This is a genomic window from Brevibacillus gelatini, from assembly GCF_050920745.1.
Classification (GTDB): Bacteria; Bacillota; Bacilli; order Brevibacillales; family Brevibacillaceae; genus Brevibacillus; species Brevibacillus gelatini.
This window is the reverse complement of the sequence record NZ_CP154342.1, coordinates 864,038-880,000: the sequence shown is the minus strand read 5'-3', so window position 1 is coordinate 880,000 and position 15,963 is coordinate 864,038. Positions and strand designations below refer to the sequence as shown.

Annotated in this window: 17 protein-coding genes and 1 riboswitch (1 of these 18 running past the window's edge); of the genes, 5 read left to right on the top strand and 12 right to left on the bottom strand. The window is 54.2% G+C overall.

Features of this window, described 5'->3' with window-relative positions:
• Positions 1 to 187: the 3' end of a YgzB family protein gene (locus tag AAFJ72_RS04595; protein ID WP_432776234.1), read on the top strand. The gene continues 188 nt to the left of window position 1, outside the view; only the last 187 of its 375 coding nucleotides appear in the window; the start codon falls outside the window, past its left edge; its stop codon occupies positions 185 to 187.
• Between the two features lie 77 nt (positions 188 to 264).
• Here the strand turns inward: AAFJ72_RS04595 and AAFJ72_RS04590 are convergent, their stop codons facing one another.
• From AAFJ72_RS04590 to nth, 3 genes are all read right to left on the bottom strand, one after another.
• Positions 265 to 2,016, bottom strand: a complete 1,752-nt coding sequence (locus AAFJ72_RS04590; protein WP_122906719.1) for a glycosyl hydrolase family 18 protein — start codon at positions 2,014 to 2,016, stop codon at positions 265 to 267.
• 257 nt (positions 2,017 to 2,273) lie between these two features.
• Entirely contained in the window at positions 2,274 to 2,708 is a 435-nt protein-coding gene (gene perR / locus AAFJ72_RS04585) for a peroxide-responsive transcriptional repressor PerR (RefSeq protein WP_122906720.1), read from the bottom strand.
• A 144-nt stretch (positions 2,709 to 2,852) separates the two neighbouring features.
• Positions 2,853 to 3,578, bottom strand: coding sequence for an endonuclease III (gene nth, locus AAFJ72_RS04580; RefSeq protein WP_122906721.1), 726 nt, complete (start codon positions 3,576 to 3,578; stop codon positions 2,853 to 2,855).
• Between the two features lie 127 nt (positions 3,579 to 3,705).
• On the opposite strand from nth, the gene AAFJ72_RS04575 reads away from it, so the two are divergent.
• The gene (locus AAFJ72_RS04575) at positions 3,706 to 4,611 is read left to right on the top strand and encodes a complex I NDUFA9 subunit family protein (protein ID WP_432776233.1); all 906 of its coding nucleotides are present in this window, start codon (positions 3,706 to 3,708) and stop codon (positions 4,609 to 4,611) included.
• Positions 4,612 to 4,700: 89 nt separating this feature from the next.
• Here AAFJ72_RS04575 and AAFJ72_RS04570 read toward each other — a convergent pair whose 3' ends face one another.
• From AAFJ72_RS04570 to bcp, 4 genes are read right to left on the bottom strand one after another with little or no spacing between them, the layout of a single operon-like run.
• On the bottom strand, positions 4,701 to 5,249 hold the full coding sequence (locus AAFJ72_RS04570; RefSeq protein WP_432776232.1) for a cob(I)yrinic acid a,c-diamide adenosyltransferase: 549 nt from the start codon (positions 5,247 to 5,249) through the stop codon (positions 4,701 to 4,703).
• A gap of 36 nt (positions 5,250 to 5,285) precedes the next feature.
• On the bottom strand, positions 5,286 to 6,047 hold the full coding sequence (locus tag AAFJ72_RS04565; protein ID WP_432776231.1) for a class I SAM-dependent methyltransferase: 762 nt from the start codon (positions 6,045 to 6,047) through the stop codon (positions 5,286 to 5,288).
• A gap of 9 nt (positions 6,048 to 6,056) precedes the next feature.
• Positions 6,057 to 7,109: a M42 family metallopeptidase gene (locus AAFJ72_RS04560; RefSeq protein WP_432776230.1), complete on the bottom strand. Its 1,053-nt coding sequence runs from the start codon at positions 7,107 to 7,109 to the stop codon at positions 6,057 to 6,059.
• A 39-nt stretch (positions 7,110 to 7,148) separates the two neighbouring features.
• Positions 7,149 to 7,619: a thioredoxin-dependent thiol peroxidase gene (gene bcp, locus AAFJ72_RS04555; protein ID WP_122906726.1), complete on the bottom strand. Its 471-nt coding sequence runs from the start codon at positions 7,617 to 7,619 to the stop codon at positions 7,149 to 7,151.
• A gap of 148 nt (positions 7,620 to 7,767) precedes the next feature.
• On the opposite strand from bcp, the gene AAFJ72_RS04550 reads away from it, so the two are divergent.
• A complete protein-coding gene (locus AAFJ72_RS04550) occupies positions 7,768 to 8,400 on the top strand; it encodes a winged helix-turn-helix domain-containing protein (protein ID WP_122906727.1) in 633 nt (210 codons plus the stop codon).
• Between the two features lie 138 nt (positions 8,401 to 8,538).
• Here AAFJ72_RS04550 and proS read toward each other — a convergent pair whose 3' ends face one another.
• Complete coding sequence (proS, locus tag AAFJ72_RS04545; protein WP_432776229.1) at positions 8,539 to 10,005, bottom strand: proline--tRNA ligase; 1,467 nt, start codon at positions 10,003 to 10,005, stop codon at positions 8,539 to 8,541.
• A gap of 317 nt (positions 10,006 to 10,322) precedes the next feature.
• Positions 10,323 to 10,931, bottom strand: a complete 609-nt coding sequence (locus tag AAFJ72_RS04540) for an ECF transporter S component (protein ID WP_432776228.1) — start codon at positions 10,929 to 10,931, stop codon at positions 10,323 to 10,325.
• Between the two features lie 255 nt (positions 10,932 to 11,186).
• Positions 11,187 to 11,343: riboswitch (FMN riboswitch) on the bottom strand.
• 229 nt (positions 11,344 to 11,572) lie between these two features.
• Here AAFJ72_RS04540 and AAFJ72_RS04535 point away from each other — a divergent pair.
• Positions 11,573 to 11,668 (top strand): putative holin-like toxin, encoded by a 96-nt coding sequence (locus AAFJ72_RS04535; protein ID WP_246005879.1) that lies wholly within the window; start codon positions 11,573 to 11,575, stop codon positions 11,666 to 11,668.
• Between the two features lie 202 nt (positions 11,669 to 11,870).
• Here AAFJ72_RS04535 and AAFJ72_RS04530 read toward each other — a convergent pair whose 3' ends face one another.
• The 3 genes from AAFJ72_RS04530 to AAFJ72_RS04520 are packed head-to-tail and all read right to left on the bottom strand — an operon-like array spanning position 11,871 to position 14,469.
• Positions 11,871 to 12,668, bottom strand: a complete 798-nt coding sequence (locus tag AAFJ72_RS04530; protein WP_432776227.1) for an ABC transporter permease — start codon at positions 12,666 to 12,668, stop codon at positions 11,871 to 11,873.
• 3 nt (positions 12,669 to 12,671) lie between these two features.
• Entirely contained in the window at positions 12,672 to 13,466 is a 795-nt protein-coding gene (locus AAFJ72_RS04525; RefSeq protein WP_432776226.1) for an ABC transporter permease, read from the bottom strand.
• Entirely contained in the window at positions 13,459 to 14,469 is a 1,011-nt protein-coding gene (locus AAFJ72_RS04520; RefSeq protein ID WP_432776225.1) for an ABC transporter ATP-binding protein, read from the bottom strand. The genes AAFJ72_RS04525 and AAFJ72_RS04520 overlap by 8 nt, the downstream gene beginning before the upstream one ends.
• 174 nt (positions 14,470 to 14,643) lie before the next feature.
• On the opposite strand from AAFJ72_RS04520, the gene AAFJ72_RS04515 reads away from it, so the two are divergent.
• Positions 14,644 to 15,936, top strand: coding sequence for a glutamate-1-semialdehyde 2,1-aminomutase (locus AAFJ72_RS04515; RefSeq protein ID WP_432776224.1), 1,293 nt, complete (start codon positions 14,644 to 14,646; stop codon positions 15,934 to 15,936).
• Positions 15,937 to 15,963: the final 27 nt, after the last annotated feature.

Genomic DNA, 15,963 nt, shown 5'->3' with positions numbered 1-15,963 from the left:
CTTTATCCTGACGATGGGCAGTACGGTCCTGTTCATGATTTCCGGCATGGTTTCTACCTCGGCTCCCCAGGTGGAGTGCCCTTCATGCCAAAAAGTAACGAAGATGCTCGGAAAAGAAGATGCCTGTATGTTCTGTGGACAGCCGTTGCGTTTGGAAGACGGAGAGCCGCAGCAAAACCAGACATGATCGGTTCCTCGACTTTTCGATACACAAAAAGCCACCTGCACAAAATCCCGTTCTTCGGGCAGCAGGTGGCTTATTTGTTACTGAGCCGTTATAGCGCTTTTCAAGCCTTCTTCGATGGTCGGCCAAATCTGTGGTTCTTCAAATCCGCGCCGCCACGAAGCGACTCCGGCCAGATCGTATTTTTTGACCAGTTCGATCCGCTTTTTCATGGAAGAGACGTCCTCCAGCCACATCTTGTAAACATTTCCGTCTTTCGGATCACGATATTCCACGTAATGCTGGCCGGATGCCTCGTCGAGAACGGGAGTCAGCTTTCGCTCCTGCACCCATTCCTGCGCTCTTGGCATGGACAGCGCCTTGGAGCTTACTTTGACTGTACCGTCAGCCTGCTTCGCTTCCGTCCACAGTCGGGTGTAAAAAGGAACGCCCAGCAGCAGCTTTTCGTTTGGGACTTCCTCAAGCACACCTTGCAAGCCTGCTTCCACCCAAGGCAGCGATGCTACAGAACCTGCTTTTGGACTCGCCGCCCAATGCTCGTCGTACGTCATGACCGCCATGTAGTCAACCACCTGGGCAAGTGCCCTGCGATCCAAAAACATGGACCACGTCTTCGCATTGGACTTGATGGTCACATCCATTGACACGGTCAAGCCTTGCTGGTGCAAATACGGTGTCAGCTCGCGCACAAACTGGACGAGTCGCTCCTTGTCTTCGTAGTACACATTTTCAAAGTCGATATTAATGCCGTCCAGATCGTACAGGTGCGCGTAGTGAATGAGTTGCGCGATCAGCTTGTCTCGTTTGTCGTAGCTGCCGAGCACTGCCTGGGTCCAGTCCGGGTTGAAGCCGTTTGTGACCAGCCCCCACACCTGATAGCCGCGCTTATGCGCCCATTTTACATACGCCGGGTCAGCCCTGTTCAAAAGCGTCCCTTCCGCATCCTTCAGTTCAAACCAGGTGGGCGAGACGACATTGACGCCAGGCAAAGCCCCGATCTGGGCGACATTCGGATTTTTATTGACAACGTGCTCCCAAACGAGGTTTACCTTTTGCCCATTCGGCTTCCACGCAGTTTGCCCCTCGGAAGCAGTGGCGTGCTGCAAGCTGACTTTTCGCTTGCTGGTCATCTCCAGACTCTTCTCCGGGAGATAGCCTGCGATTCCGGAAGCGGTCAGCACGCGGTAATATCCTTCCTGCTGGCCGAGTACATCAACCACCTCTCCAGGGGATAACTCGGCAACGATCGGAGTGCGATGGGAAGCGCCAACGCGAACGGGCTCCTTTTCCTCGTCACTGATAACGTTTGCCTGGCCGATTTCGTATCCTTCCTGCTCCACCGTCAGGACGCCTGTGTCGGCTTTGCGCTCAAAAGCGAAAGGATACAGCTTTTCCAACGGGTCAAGCGGTACGTAGCGAGTATTGCCCACTTCCTTGACGGGAACCTGCAAATTGACTGGCTGCTTGTTCAGATGGGCGACTACCTCGCCGCTCTCCATTCGCAGCACCTTGTCCTTCGTCGTCACGATTACCGACTTGGTAGGCTCATCCCAAAAGATCGCCGGGTCGATTTTTTCCTTGATAAAATCAAAAGGAAGCAAGATTTGCTCAGCCTCAAGCAAATACGAGGCATCCGCCCGCTCTCCTTCAAAAACGATGACTGCTTTGTCGCCGCCGTACGGCTGGACGTGCTCGGTCGAAGCACGGAGCACGAAAAACCAGTAAATCCCGCCAAAAATCGTCAGCAAAAAAAGCGTGAGCGCAAAAAGTCTGCGCAGCGCCCTTCTCCGTCTACGCCTGGGGCGAGGTGCCATTCCAAGCTGCGTGTTCATGGCCTGATCCTCCTCCCAGCCAAACAAGCCCGCATGCGGGCCAGATCATATTCATGTGCCTGTCATTTCGATCGTAACGTGGATACAAACGATTCACAACCTTTTGTATACTGGAAAAACGAGAGACAAGCTCAAGCTCTCCCCCAAAGAAGACGTTTGATCTGTCAAAACGTTACACCTTTCAACAGAAAAACACCTTCCGCCTCAACTCGTCAGCTTTTGTTGAAGCAAAAGGTGTTCGTCCGTACAACTCATGTTTAGTGGGTGCTCTTTTGACAGGACTCGCAGATGCCATATACTTCCATGCGATGTCCGGTGACTTTGAACCCGATGTCTTTCGCGGCAGCTTCTTCCGCCTCCCGCAAATACGGAAAGTGAAAGTCGCGAATCGCTCCGCAACTGGAACAGATCGCGTGGTAATGATCTTCCTCTACATTGGCATCGAAGCGGCTGGACGAGTCCCCGTAGGTAAGCTCAATCACCAGGCCCGCATCTTTAAAAACCCGCAGGTTGTTGTAAATCGTTGCGACGCTCATGTTAGGAAACTTACCTTCGAGAGCTTTGTATATTTCGTCAGCCGTCGGGTGAGTCATCGTCTCCAGCAAGTACGTCAAAATGGCATGGCGCTGAGGTGTCATCCGAACCCCGGTGTTTTTGAGGATTTCTACAGCTTTTTCCACACGCTGTGTCATAATTTCACACCCCACAGTCTTCGCAAGACAAAAGATCAGTCAATCCTGTCTGTCATTGATTAGAATTACTTTAAATAAGTGTACGTCTATTCGGCGAAAACTGTCAATATCCATTACGCTGAATTAAGGAGAAAGAAGTGGAAATCACGTTTCCGCTTTCGTTCTGGCCTTCGCTTTCGGCTTTGCGGCTTGCTTGCCTGCTTGCCTCGCCGTCGTTTTTTTCTCCGCTTTTTTGGCCTCCGCCAAGGCGTACTTGCACATGGATTGCAGCGGACATTGATCGCACTTCGGATTGCGCGCCGTGCAGACTCTTCTGCCGTGCCAGATCAGCCAGTGATGGGCATCCGACCACTTTTCGCGCGGGATGCGCTTCATCAGCTGACGCTCCACTTCGTCTACATTGTCGCTTTTGGCCAGACCGAGGCGGTTCCCCACGCGAAATACGTGCGTATCGACTGCAATCGCCGGAATGCCGAACGCATTGGAGAGGACTACGTTGGCAGTCTTTCTCCCTACACCCGGCAGCGCTTCCAGCTCGGCATGCGTTTGCGGCACCTCCCCGTTGTACTTTTCGTACAAGATTCTACAGGTCTCCAAAATGTTTTTACTCTTATTTTTATACAAGCCCAGACCTTTTATATGCTCTTCCATTTCTTCCTGGGTCAGGTGCAGGTAGTGCTCCGGCCGGTTCAACTGCTTGAACATCGGCTCGGTAATTTCGTTCACCCGCTTATCCGTGCACTGTGCCGAAAGAATGGTTGCAATCAACAGCTCAAACGGGGTTGTATAGTTCAATTCGCAGTGGGCATCCGGGTACATTTGCTGAAGCGTGTCCAAAATGTCTGCGACGGGTACTTTGCGTTGTGCCATAAATATATCCCCCTTTTTCCTACATTATACCGATCCTGATCGGCTCGGCAATTGTCGCAAGCGATAGCAGTGACTGCTATGCTGATGTTAAAATGGGCTTGGAAAGATGTAACGGGGGCGATACATAATGAAAGTTTTCCTGACGGGAGCTACCGGATTTGTCGGAAAAGGCGTGCTGCAGCGGCTGCTTGCAGATGGCCACGATGCTGTTTGCTTGGCACGCCCCGGTTCCAAAGACAAGCTGCGCGCAGAGCGTACCGGGCCGGGACGTGTCTATCTGGCGGAAGGAGACATTTTGGACGTCGAATCGCTGAAAAGCGCCATGGCAGGCTGCGAGGCGGTCATTCATCTGGTCGGAATCATTCGCGAGCAGCCGGGCAAAGGAATTACTTTTTCCAAAATTCATGTCGAAGGGACAAAAAACGTCCTGGAGGCGGCGAAGCAGGCGGGCGTGCGGCGCTTCATCCACATGAGCGCACTCGGCTCCCGGCCAAACGCGACAAGCGCCTACCACCGCACGAAATACGAAGCCGAACAGCTCGTGCGGGCAAGCGGAATCCCTTACGTCATTTTTCAGCCATCGGTCATCTTCGGCCCTGGCGACGAGTTCGTCAACATGCTCGCCGACCTGGTGCGCATGCCGGCCACGCCTGTGATCGGGGACGGCTCCTATCCTTTACAGCCCGTGGCGAGAAAAACAGTAGCGGACGTGTTTGTCCAGGCTTTGAGCCTGCCTGATGCGACGAACCAAACTTTCGAAACAGGCGGCCCTGATCGGCTCACCTACGCGGAAATACTCGATGCCATCGGCGAGGCAATCGGCAAAAAGCGGGTTCGCAAAATTCACATCCCGCTCGCCCTCATGAAGCCTGTCGTCAACATGCTGGGGGGCTTCTCGTTTTTTCCGATCACCAACACGCAGTTGACCATGCTGCTCGAAGGCAATGCCTGCCGCGACGGTCAGCGTCTATACGACACTTTTCCTACCGAAAAAATTCCGTTTCGTTCGGGCATCTCCACCTACCTCCGATAATTTTCGGCGAAGAGCTGGAGACTATTCAAAAGCAAAAAGGGGCGTTCTCCCGGTCGGATCGCCGACTTTTTGGGAAAGCCCCTTTTGCTTTATTCATGCAGCGTTTTTTCCACGCCGCCTGTCTCTTTGTTCACGTGACGGGCGACGACGAAGAGATAGTCAGACAATCGGTTGAGATATTTGACGACCGCCGGGTTGACCTGCTCCTGCTGCGCTACATGGACGGCTTTGCGCTCTGCGCGTCTGACAACCGTGCGGGCGACGTGGAAGGCAGCAGCTGCGGGATGGCCGCCTGGCAAAATGAAGTTGGTCAGCGGTGGCAGCCCTGCATCCAGCTTGTCGATTTGCTCCTCCAGGAAGGTCACGTCCTCTTCCTTGATCGGCCAGCCTACTTTTTTCCCTTCCGGTGTGGCCAGCTCTGCGCCGACATGGAACAGCTTGGTCTGAATGATATGGAACACATCCTGCAGTTCCTGCCAAGCATCCGTCGCGGGGAGAAGAGACAGGGCCAGCCCGATCTGCGAATTGGCCTCGTCGCACGTGCCGTACGCCTCGACGCGATCTGCGAACTTCGGCACGCGCACTCCCGCCACCAGTGAAGTCTCGCCTTTATCCCCTGATTTTGTGTAAATCTTCATCTGTACCCCCGCCTTTTTTCTTTTTCTGAAAAAGTGCTACAACGCCTCGCAAACGACAATCAATTCCGTACTGCTCGCATCAAAAGGCGCTTTGGCAAAGTTTCCGTACCGCCGGGTCACTTTCAGCCCGTTCAGGCGCAACAGATGGTGGAGCTCGGTCGGAAAAATATAGCGCAGCACAAACCGTCCATTCACGCGCTCAACCACAGTACCCCGTGCGTCTGTGCGTTCGTACGTGCGGGTCACTTCGCACAGTTGCTGAAAGTGGTCGTAGCGGGTGTAATCCCACATCAGCACTTCTCCCCCGGACGGCAGTGGGTACGTTCCGCGCAGCGACATCTTTTCATTTTCTTCCTGAAAATGATTGATTTTGGGCACAAACACGTTCAGCGCGAGCTTTCCGCCAGGTGCCAGGTGCTTGCGAATGCACCGCAATGCTTTCATCTGCTCCTGAATGTGCAAAAGGTGCAAAAACGAGCGGAACGGGATCATGATGAGGGAAAAAGTCTCCCCGAGATCGAAGCTGCGCATGTCTCCCTGGAGCAGTGTAAGCCCTGTGGTCACGCCTTGCTCTTTCGCCTTTTTCTGTGCACGCGCCAGCATGTCCGGCGACAAGTCAATGCCCGTCACCTCGATCCCGGCCTGGGCGAGCGGAATCGCGATTCTCCCGGTGCCGCAAGCAAGATCGAGCACTTTGCCGCCAGCCTGCTTCGCTTCTTCCAGGTAAAACTCGACGTCGCCCGCAACCCCGCGCTGTGTCAAGTCGTAATAATCGGCCCATTGATACATATTGCTCATGCCGTCCTCCTATGCTTGCATTTCCTCCGAGGTCAGGTAAGCCATGACGAGTTTCGCCGTATTTTCCAGCGCTTCCTTGTGCGTGCGCTCGTGGGAGTGGGAAGCGTCTACGCCTGGGCCGATCAGCCCGTGGACGATGTCATGGCCTGCGCGCAGCGCCGCGCTCGCGTCTGAGCCGTAATACGGGTAAATGTCTACCGCGTAGTGCAAGTCGTTTTCCTGGGCCAGCCGGGTCAAATGGCTGCGCAGTCCGTAGTGGTACGGCCCGGAGGAATCTTTTGCACAAATGGAGACGCAGTATTCGTCTGTCGTCTGGCCGTCGCCAATTGCGCCCATATCCACCGCCAAATACTCCACGACGTTTGCCGGAATGCTGGAATTGCCGCCGTAGCCGATCTCTTCGTTGTTGCTGATAAAAAAGTGCGTGGTGTAAGGCAGTTGTTGTCCGGTTTCGCGAAGCTCCTTCAGTACGCCGAGCAAAATGGCGACGCTCGCCTTGTCATCAATGTGCCGGGACTTGATGAAGCCGCTGTCGGTTACGGTCACACGCGGGTCGAAGGAGACAAAATCCCCGACGGAAATGCCCAGTTCCTGCACTTGCTCCCTGTTTGTCACTTTTTCATCCAGGCGCACTTCCATGTTGGCGTCTGTTCTTTCTTCCTTGCCTGCACTGCGGCCGTACACGTGGACCGAAGCCTTCGTGGACAAAATCGTTCCGGTGACGAGGCGGCCGCTCGCGGTTTCCACCGTGCAGTGTTCCCCTTCAATTGCATTGAACTCAAAACCGCCGATCAAAGTCAGTTTCAGACGGCCGTTGCTTTTGATTTCCTTGACCATCGCGCCAAGCGTATCGACGTGCGCTGTCAGCAAGCGCGCCTTGTCGTCACGTGCTCCTGGCACGGTTGCGACAATCGCTCCCTTGTTCGTCCGCTTGTACTCGACTCCGAGCTTTTCCAGCTCCTGGGCCACCCACGCCATGACTTTGGCTGTATTGCCGGACGGACTCGGGATGTTCGCCAACTGGCAAAAGGACTGAACCACATACTCTGTAGACACACTCATGGAATGCTCCTCCTCTATGTATCAAACCTGCCTTGCTTGTCAGTCTTGCAGTTCTTCCTTGATGAACTGCAGCACTTCCTGCACGTGCCCTTTCACCTTTACTTTTGGCCAGACCTTCGCGATCTTTCCTTCCTTGTCGATCACAAAGGTCGTCCGCTCGATCCCCATGTACTCGCGGCCATACATTTTTTTCAGTACCCACACTCCGTACGCCTCTGCCACCTTGTGCTCCGGGTCTGCCAAGAGCGGAAACGGCAGTTCGTGCTTGGCGCTAAACTTGTCATGCGATTTGACCGAATCCGGGCTGATCCCGAGAACGACCGTATTTAGCTCGGCGAACTGCGGATGATAGTCCCGAAAATCGCACGCCTCAGTCGTGCAGCCCGGCGTCATGTCCTTCGGATAAAAATAGAGCACCACATTTTTCCCGCGGTATTGGGAAAGCGAGATTGTCTGATCCTGATTGGCCTGCAACGTAAATAACGGCGCGGCCTGTCCGCTTGCGATCATGCTCATCCCTCCGTAAAAATCACTCGTCTCATTTTACCACAAGCGTACAGGCACTTCATCCGCATATACGTTGCGCTTTCAATCAGAAAACGCTAGAATTAATTAAGAAAAATAAAACGGCCTAGTCATTTGGATGGTGAGAATTGGCATGAAAGAGTTTTTTGAAGTAACCGATCCAGAAGCGCTTAAATCCCTTGCCATAGCAGAACGGGTTAAGATTCTTGAACTCTTCGAAGATTTGGAGCCGCGTACGGCCAAACAAATCGCTACGGAACTAGGCGAAAATGCAGCACGCCTTCACTACCACGTGAAGGAGCTCGTGCGTGTCGGTTTGCTCGAACAGGTGGATACCCGCGTCAAAGGGTCCATCGTGGAAAAATATTACGAGCCAGTCGCCAAGGTGATTCAAGTCAAGCTTCAACTTATGATTGAAGAAAACGCACAGCAATTGAGTGAAGTCATGTTCACTCCGTTTCGCACCACGGAAAAGGATCTCATGAGAACACTCAACCGCCTGGTCGCAAGCGACCCGGATGTACGCAAGGAATACCAGAACACGTTTGCCTTTAACCTGACCGAATTTTACTTGAGCCAGGAAGAGCGCAACCAACTGGTCGACGAGATCAGCGATCTTTTGCAAAAGTACAAAGGCCTTAAAAACGAGGCGGGACGACGCAAATTCAAGTTCTTCGACGTTCTGTTCCCGTTGACGCCTGCTGACCCTGCCGACGACTCGGATGAACCGTTTGAGGACACAGACGATCAGGTCAAACCTCTGTAAAAAGCAGAACATCGCACCAGGAAAACCATCAAAAGAGATGGTTTTTCTTAGTTTTTCAGACAAAAAGGGAGTGCCCTCTTCTTTACGCGATGGGCACTCCCTTTTCTTCGTTTCAGCCGTATGCGTTACCAGAACCGCCTAGTACGCCCGCCCGAACCAGACTGTATGCTTCGCCTCTTTGCCACAGCAAATGCAGGCTGCTTTTTGGGCAGGCGGATCGAACGGTATGTTGCGGGACGTGAATTTGGTTTCTTCCTTGACCTTGGCTTCGCAAGCGTCGTCTCCGCACCAGCCGCCCAGCACCCAGCCGCTTGGGCGGTTTTCGCTCTCACAGTTGGCAATGTGCGCAGCCAACTGCTCCATGGTGTCGATGTGCAGATGGGAATGAGCTTCCCGGAAAGCCAGTGCTTTTTGGAACATGTTTTGCTGGATGTCTTCGAGCAGCTTGGCAATCGTCTGCGCAATTCCGGAAAGCGGCACGGTCACTTTTTCGCCCGTATCGCGGCGGGCCAGGATCGCCTGACCGTTCTCCACATCGCGCGGGCCAAGTTCCAGGCGCAGCGGCACCCCGCGCATTTCCCATTCGTTGAACTTCCAGCCCGGCGTCTCTTCACGCAGGTCGGCACGCACGCGAACCCCTGCCGCTTTGATCTCGTCGAAAAGCGGATCGAACGCCTCCATCACTTTTTCGCGCAGCTTCATCGGCCCTACCGGAATCATGATGACTTGCACAGGCGCCACCCGTGGCGGCAAAGCCAGGCCGCGGTCGTCGCCATGCACCATAACCATCGAGCCGATGAGCCGTGTCGAGCTGCCCCACGAGGTCGTATGCACGTACTTGAACTGATTGTCGCGGTCGAGAAACTTGATCTCGAAGCCGCGCGCAAACTTGTCGCCCAAATAGTGCGAGGTGCCGGCCTGCACGGCTTTTCCGTCCTTCATCATCGCCTCGATGGAGTACGTGTCCACCGCACCCGCGAAGCGCTCGCTCGGCGTCTTTTGCCCTTTCCATACCGGAATCGCCAGCTCCTGCTCGACTACTTCGCGATAAATTTCCAGCATCTGCATCGTTTCCTGGCGTGCTTCTTCTTCTGTCGCGTGGGCGGTGTGGCCTTCCTGCCAGAGAAATTCCGAGGTGCGCAAAAACGGCAGCGTGCGCTTTTCCCAGCGGAACACGTTGGCCCACTGGTTAATCAGGATTGGCAAGTCGCGGTAGCTCTGAATCCACTGGCTGTACATGTGGCCGATGATCGTCTCCGAGGTCGGGCGCAGAGCGAGCTTTTCCTCCAGTTGTTCGCCGCCCGCTTCGGTCACCCATGGCAGTTCCGGGTTGAAGCCCTCGATGTGCTCTTTTTCTTTTTGAAAAAACGACTCGGGAATCAGCATCGGGAAGTAGGCGTTGCGATGTCCGGTTTCCTTGAACCGTTTGTCCATCGCCTCCTGAATCCGCTCCCACAGCTCGAAGCCGTCGGGCTTGAAGACGATACAGCCGCGCACCGGGGTGTAGTCCATCAAGTCCGCCTTTTTGATCGCATCAATGTACCAGCGTGAAAAATCTTCCGACTGCGGTGTAATTTCTTTTACAAACGCTTTGTCCTCTTTCATCCTTCTACGCTCCTTTTTCCTTATATGAAAATGCAAAAATCCCCCATCCCACATAGGGACGGAGGATTGACTTCCGCGGTACCACCCTGATTGACCATGGCCTGGGCCACAGTCCTCTTGTTAAACCCGATAACGGCGGGCAACCGGACCAGCTCGTCGCTGGCGGCTTCAGGATGGGGTGCAGGTATGCCTCGTATCAGCCTTCCAGACTCGGGCCGACTCTCTGGAACAAGGGAAATAGCTGCGGGTCCTTTCATCGCCTTTTTGACAAAAATGCTTCGTTTAAGAACATATCTTAGCAACTCGAAAGACTGATGTCAATTTGAGGTACGCAGGGCCAAACGAGCGCCCAGCTTGGCGTATACAGGATAGGCAACCAAGGCGAGCACGACGCCTTTGAAAATGTTGAACGGCACGATACCGGCCAGGACAAGGGACCAAACGCTGGTCGCATGGAACATCGCAAGCAGGTCTGCCATCGGCATCTGGTAAAGCGCAGCGTAAGCCGGGAGCAGGACGTATGCGTTGGCGACAGCCATGACGACCGTCATCAGCAATGTGCCGAGCGCAAGGCCCGTCAAAAAGCCTTTTTTTCCTTGGCCGTTGCGCTGGAGCAGGATAGCCGGCAAGATGAAGCTGGCCCCTGCAATCACGTTGGCAAGCTCGCCAATCAACAGTCCGTCTGTATTTTTCAACAGCATGTGCAATGTATTTTTCAAAACTTCAATGATGATTCCGGCCACCGGACCGTACATGAGTCCGCCGATCAGCGCTGGCAGCGTACTGAAATCAAGCTTCAAAAAGCTCGGCATCAGCGGAACGGGAACCTCCAGATATTGCAGGATAAAGGCAACGGCGGCCAGCATCGGAATCGTCACCATCCGCTGGGTTGCTCTGCGCGAAGAATGCAAGGCTGTTTCTTTCATGTGTACCATCTCCTCTTTGTTCTCCTTCTTTGAGGAATGGCAACAGTGGTCGTGCCACACGTGTTGTTCTCATATGCTTTGCCTGCGCACACGCAAAAATACCCTGAGAAAGATTCTCAGGGCAATTTACAGGCGTATGACAAAGCATGTGCATAAAAACAGGTTCGCGAAACAAAAGGAACTGATCCTGCATGCCCCTTTTGCAGCTATTCCCGTTTGCACAGGCAAACAAGCACGTGTAGAAAACGTACTGTCGTCATCCTTCTCCCATCCAGACTGTACTGTCGGCTCTGGAATCTCACCAGATCCTGCACTCCGTCGCTTGCTTGCAAGCTCAGGAGGCTCGCGGGCTTAACGTACTCGCGGTACGCTCACCGCCGGTCGGGAATTGCACCCTGCCCCGAAGGAATTGTGTAGTTGTATATTGCATATTATACTGCGCTTTTTTGATTTGGCAATAGAGGAAGCGGGTAAACCGACACTTGTGGTGTTTTCCGATGGGCTTAATGCGATTTTGATTTTTCACAAAAAAAGGGCTTCCCAGCCTAAAGTCGCCCTGTGCTATAATCTGCCTGTACAAATGAAAGCTCGGCTCCTCAAGGGTGGTCGCGGCTCATCCCCATTAGAAAGGGGGTGAGGCTATGGTGACGAACGAAACACTCGGACTGCTATTCCAGTTTGGGTTGTTCCTGGTCGCTTTGATCGGGTTGGTAGTTACCTTGACCAAAAAGAGATAGACCGCCCTTGAGTCCCAACTCCAGCGGTCTATTCTTCCAGAATTTTTGAGCCGGCCCCCTTGAGGGAAAGCTTCCATTGTACAGACCGTCCGTTTGCCGCCGGACGGTCTTTTTTAGCTTGTTACCTCTAATGTTACCATATCGGGTCGCAAATAAAAACAATATCCATTCGGTTTCTTCAGCACGAATCACGCCGCAACTGCTACGAGCCTGCTCCCCGATATTTGCGGACTCCCCAGTTCCAGACGAACAGGCCAAGGCCAAAGAAGACGACTGCCACGAGCGGAGTAAACGCGGCGTAGGTGTACCAGACTTCCTTGCGCAAAAAGTAGGCAGCCGGATAGACGCCGACGAAGGCAAACGGCAGTACATAGGTCAACACGATGCGGATCGCTTTGTTGTACACATCCACCGGATAGCGGCCGTACTGCTGAATGTTGTAGATCATCGGGGCAATTCCCGTCCGTGAATCGGAGAAAAAGCTGACCGCCGCAATCGCTGTGTACACTCCACCGTAGATGAGTGCGCCGCTCACGACCAGCACGATGAAGATCAGCGGGTCGTACCAGTGAAACGACAGGTCGAGCTGGATCGCCGCATAGCCCATAATAATCAGACCTGTGATAATGCCGAAAATGCGGTCCGGCGCGATGGATTCCAGACAAACCTGTGCCAGATTGTGAATCGGCCGGGTCAGGATGCGATCCATCTCGCCGCGGATGATGTAGCGTTCGTTGAAGTCCCAAAAGCCGAAAAACATCGAGAACAACGCATACGGCACCAAAAAGAACCCGTAGATGAAAATGATCTCGTCCCGCGTCCAGTCTTTCATCAGCGGGACGTGTGTGAACACGACGATGATAAACACGAGGTTAATCAACTCGGAAACGAGGTTGGACGCAAGCTCCCCGAGAAAATCAGCCCGATAGGCAAGCCGCGTCTTGAAATACTGGCCCAGGTAGTCGGCAAAAATGCCGAAAATATGTTTCATGTTTTGCATACTCTACCCTCCTTGCACGACCAGCCGGTTTCGCGCCATCCGCCACAAAACCAGAATAGGAACCAGAATGACAACCATCCAGATCGCCTGAAAGCCGATCAATTCCCAGGCGCGTCCAGGAGTAATCGCTCCGGTAAAAATCAAGCTTGGATAGTAGTTGACTGCCTGAAACGGCAGAAAGCCCATGACGGTCTGCGCCCAGCCCGGAAAAAAGCTGATCGGCAGCACAAGGCCGGACATCAGATCGACCACGACCCGCTTCGCCCGCATCATCCCGTCGTTGCGGAACAGGAAAAACGTGAACAGACCCGTCAACAGGTTAATCTGCGTATTGATGAGAAAAGCAAACAGCAAACTGAGCAAGTACAGTCCCCAGTCAGTCGCGGTCGCCGGAAAGTGAAAGGGAATAATCAGGCTGATGAGGAAAATCCCCGGCCCCGCGAAAAACAGGAAGCGGAAAATCCCTTCCCCGAACGCCTGCGCCGTTTTTACGGACAAGTAGTTGTAGGGACGGATCATCTCGATGGCGACTTTGCCCTCCCGTACGTCCTGGGCGATCTCCATATCAATGTTGTTAAAGTAAAAAGCACGCGACATCCAGGCGATTGCCACGTAAGAGGTCATCTGCTCGACTGACAGCCCGCCAAGCTGCTGCTGGTCGCCGTAGATCGCTCCCCACAGGAAGTAGTAGGCGCCGATGTTGATCGCGTAGATGATAATGCCGCTGTAGTAGTTCACGCGGTAAGCGAGCATGGTCAAAAAACGCATGCGGATCAGTTCCATGTAGAGCCTATGCATGGTCCCGCACCTCTGTATCAGCCTGGTAAATGTTGCGGACGATGTCCTCTGTGCTCGTCTCCAGCATTTTCACATCGCTGACCTCAAACGACGACATGACGGTAGACAGGACGAACGGCAGCATTTCCTGGCTTTGCTGCACCTGAACGCTGAGTGTGTACTCGTTTTCCTGCGTGATCTTGCATGGCATATCGCCCAGCGCCTGGCGCAGCTCGTCAGCTGTGGTGCGCTTTTTCATCTGGAAGGAAACCTCTGTACCATTGCCCCACTTTTCCTTCAGATCGCTGAGCAGGCCGTCGAAGATCAGCTTGCCTTTGTCCATGACCAGCACCCGTTTACAGAGCGCCTCGATGTCGGAAACGTCGTGGGTCGTAAGCAGAATGGTCATGTTTTCCGTCTCGTTCAGATTGCGCAAAAACTCGCGGATTTTTTGCTTCACCAGCACGTCCAGCCCGACTGTCGGCTCGTCGAGGAACAACAGCCGCGGCTTGTGGATCAAGGACGCCGCTACCTCGCAGCGCATCCGCTGGCCAAGGCTCAGCTTGCGCACCGGCTGGCTGACGAACGAGCTGATTTCCAGCTCCTCGATCAAGCGTGTGAGCCACTTTTCGCCCTCTGCCTCATCGACCTTGTAGACGCTTTTGAGCAGGCGAAACGACTCCAGCGGGGACAAATCCCACCACAGCTGCGAACGCTGCCCGAAGACGACGCCGATGGAGCGCACGTATTCCTCGCGCTGTTTGAACGGAACGTAGCCGTTAATGACGATCTCGCCGTCGCTCGGGGTCAAAATGCCCGTCAGCATCTTGATCGTCGTCGATTTTCCAGCGCCATTTTCCCCGATCAGGGCAAACATTTCCCCCTCTTCCACCGTGAAAGAAAGGTCATCCACCGCTTTTACGGTCTTGTACTCGCGGCTGAACAAGTCACGAAAAGCACCCTCAAGCCCGGATCTGGCCTGGTGGATGCGAAACTCCTTTTGCAAATGGTTCACTTGGATCATGGAAAACCGTCCTTTTTGTCTTGCTTCAAATAACAACTGTTAGTGTATATGAGCTTGTGAAAATGTGCAAAAGGGAAACTGTAGAAAACTGTAGCTCCCCATCCATATTCAGGTGTCTTTGGCTGTGTTAAGATAATGAGGGACTTTTTCGATAAAGAAAAGAGGGAAAAACGCATGAAACGTGAACGATCCGCACAGCTGCACGAACAAGCCATGGATGTCATTCTCGGTGGGGTAAACAGCCCTTCCCGTTCTTTCAAGGCCGTAGGCGGGGGCGCTCCCGTGACGATGGAGCGTGCCCAGGGTGCGTATTTCTGGGACGTGGACGGCAACCGATATATTGACTATTTGGCGGCGTATGGCCCGATCATTACCGGCCACGCCCATCCGCACGTAACCAAAGCGATCTGCGAAGCGGCGGCAAACGGCACGCTGTACGGGACGCCGACTCCGTGGGAAATCACTTTTGCCAACATGATCCGCAAAGCGATTCCTTCGATGGAGCGCATTCGCTTCAACAACTCCGGTACAGAATCTGTCATGACGTGCATTCGCGTAGCTCGCGCCTACACCGGGCGCGTGAAAATCATCAAGTTCGCGGGCTGCTACCACGGACACTCCGATCTCGTGCTCGTCGCGGCAGGCTCCGGCCCCTCGACGCTGGGCATTCCGGACAGCGCCGGCATTCCGCAGAGCATCGCCAACGAAGTGATTACCGTTCCTTACAACGACATCGCAGCGTTTGCCGAAGCGATGAGCAAGTGGGGCAGCGAAACAGCGTGCGTGCTGGTCGAGCCAATCGTCGGCAACTTCGGTATCGTCACGCCGGAGCCAGGCTTTTTGGAAGAAGTGAACCGCATCACGCACGAGGCAGGTGCGCTCGTTGTGTACGACGAGGTCATTACCGCATTCCGCTTCTGCTACGGCGGGGCGCAAAACTTGCTGGGTGTAGCGCCTGACCTGACCGCGCTCGGAAAAATCATCGGCGGCGGCTTGCCGATCGGCGCGTATGGCGGACGCCGCGATATTATGGAACAGGTCGCACCGCTCGGTCCAGCCTACCAGGCAGGGACAATGGCGGGCAATCCCGCTTCCATCCGCGCCGGAATCGCTTGCCTGGAAGTGCTGAAGCAGCCTGGCGTGTACGATGAGTTCGAGCGACTTGGTGCGCTTTTGGAAAAAGGCATTCGCGACGCTGCGAGCAAGCACGGCGTCACCATTCAGCTCAACCGCGTCAAAGGAGCGATGGCTGTTTACTTTACGGACAAGCCTGTCCGCAACTACGAGGACGCGCAAAAAGCCGATGGCGAGCTGTTCGCCCGCTTCTTCCGCCTCCTTTTGGACGAAGGCATCTGCCTCGCCCCATCCAAATACGAGGCGTGGTTCATCACGACCGCGCACACGGAAGACGATATTCGGGAAACAATCGCGGCTGTCGACCGCGCTTTCGCACAGTTGAAGGCGTAACACAGCCGCACGGGTGAGCATGACGCT

Excerpts from the sequence above, each read along its gene's own strand:
- bcp (WP_122906726.1), bottom strand. The coding sequence starts at position 7,619 with ATGATCGCAAGCGGACAGGCCGCGCCGTTATTTACGTTGCAGGCCAAT.
- AAFJ72_RS04565 (WP_432776231.1), bottom strand. The coding sequence starts at position 6,047 with ATGAGCAATATGTATCAATGGGCCGATTATTACGACTTGACACAGCGC.
- nth (WP_122906721.1), bottom strand. The coding sequence starts at position 3,578 with ATGGCACAACGCAAAGTACCCGTCGCAGACATTTTGGACACGCTTCAG.
- AAFJ72_RS04575 (WP_432776233.1), top strand. The coding sequence starts at position 3,706 with ATGAAAGTTTTCCTGACGGGAGCTACCGGATTTGTCGGAAAAGGCGTG.
- proS (WP_432776229.1), bottom strand. The coding sequence starts at position 10,005 with ATGAAAGAGGACAAAGCGTTTGTAAAAGAAATTACACCGCAGTCGGAA.
- AAFJ72_RS04535 (WP_246005879.1), top strand. The coding sequence starts at position 11,573 with ATGGTGACGAACGAAACACTCGGACTGCTATTCCAGTTTGGGTTGTTC.
- AAFJ72_RS04515 (WP_432776224.1), top strand. The coding sequence starts at position 14,644 with ATGAAACGTGAACGATCCGCACAGCTGCACGAACAAGCCATGGATGTC.
- AAFJ72_RS04540 (WP_432776228.1), bottom strand. The coding sequence starts at position 10,931 with ATGAAAGAAACAGCCTTGCATTCTTCGCGCAGAGCAACCCAGCGGATG.
- AAFJ72_RS04520 (WP_432776225.1), bottom strand. The coding sequence starts at position 14,469 with ATGATCCAAGTGAACCATTTGCAAAAGGAGTTTCGCATCCACCAGGCC.
- perR (WP_122906720.1), bottom strand. The coding sequence starts at position 2,708 with ATGACACAGCGTGTGGAAAAAGCTGTAGAAATCCTCAAAAACACCGGG.
- AAFJ72_RS04530 (WP_432776227.1), bottom strand. The coding sequence starts at position 12,668 with ATGCAAAACATGAAACATATTTTCGGCATTTTTGCCGACTACCTGGGC.
- AAFJ72_RS04550 (WP_122906727.1), top strand. The coding sequence starts at position 7,768 with ATGAAAGAGTTTTTTGAAGTAACCGATCCAGAAGCGCTTAAATCCCTT.
- AAFJ72_RS04525 (WP_432776226.1), bottom strand. The coding sequence starts at position 13,466 with ATGCATAGGCTCTACATGGAACTGATCCGCATGCGTTTTTTGACCATG.
- AAFJ72_RS04560 (WP_432776230.1), bottom strand. The coding sequence starts at position 7,109 with ATGAGTGTGTCTACAGAGTATGTGGTTCAGTCCTTTTGCCAGTTGGCG.
- AAFJ72_RS04590 (WP_122906719.1), bottom strand. The coding sequence starts at position 2,016 with ATGAACACGCAGCTTGGAATGGCACCTCGCCCCAGGCGTAGACGGAGA.
- AAFJ72_RS04570 (WP_432776232.1), bottom strand. The coding sequence starts at position 5,249 with ATGAAGATTTACACAAAATCAGGGGATAAAGGCGAGACTTCACTGGTG.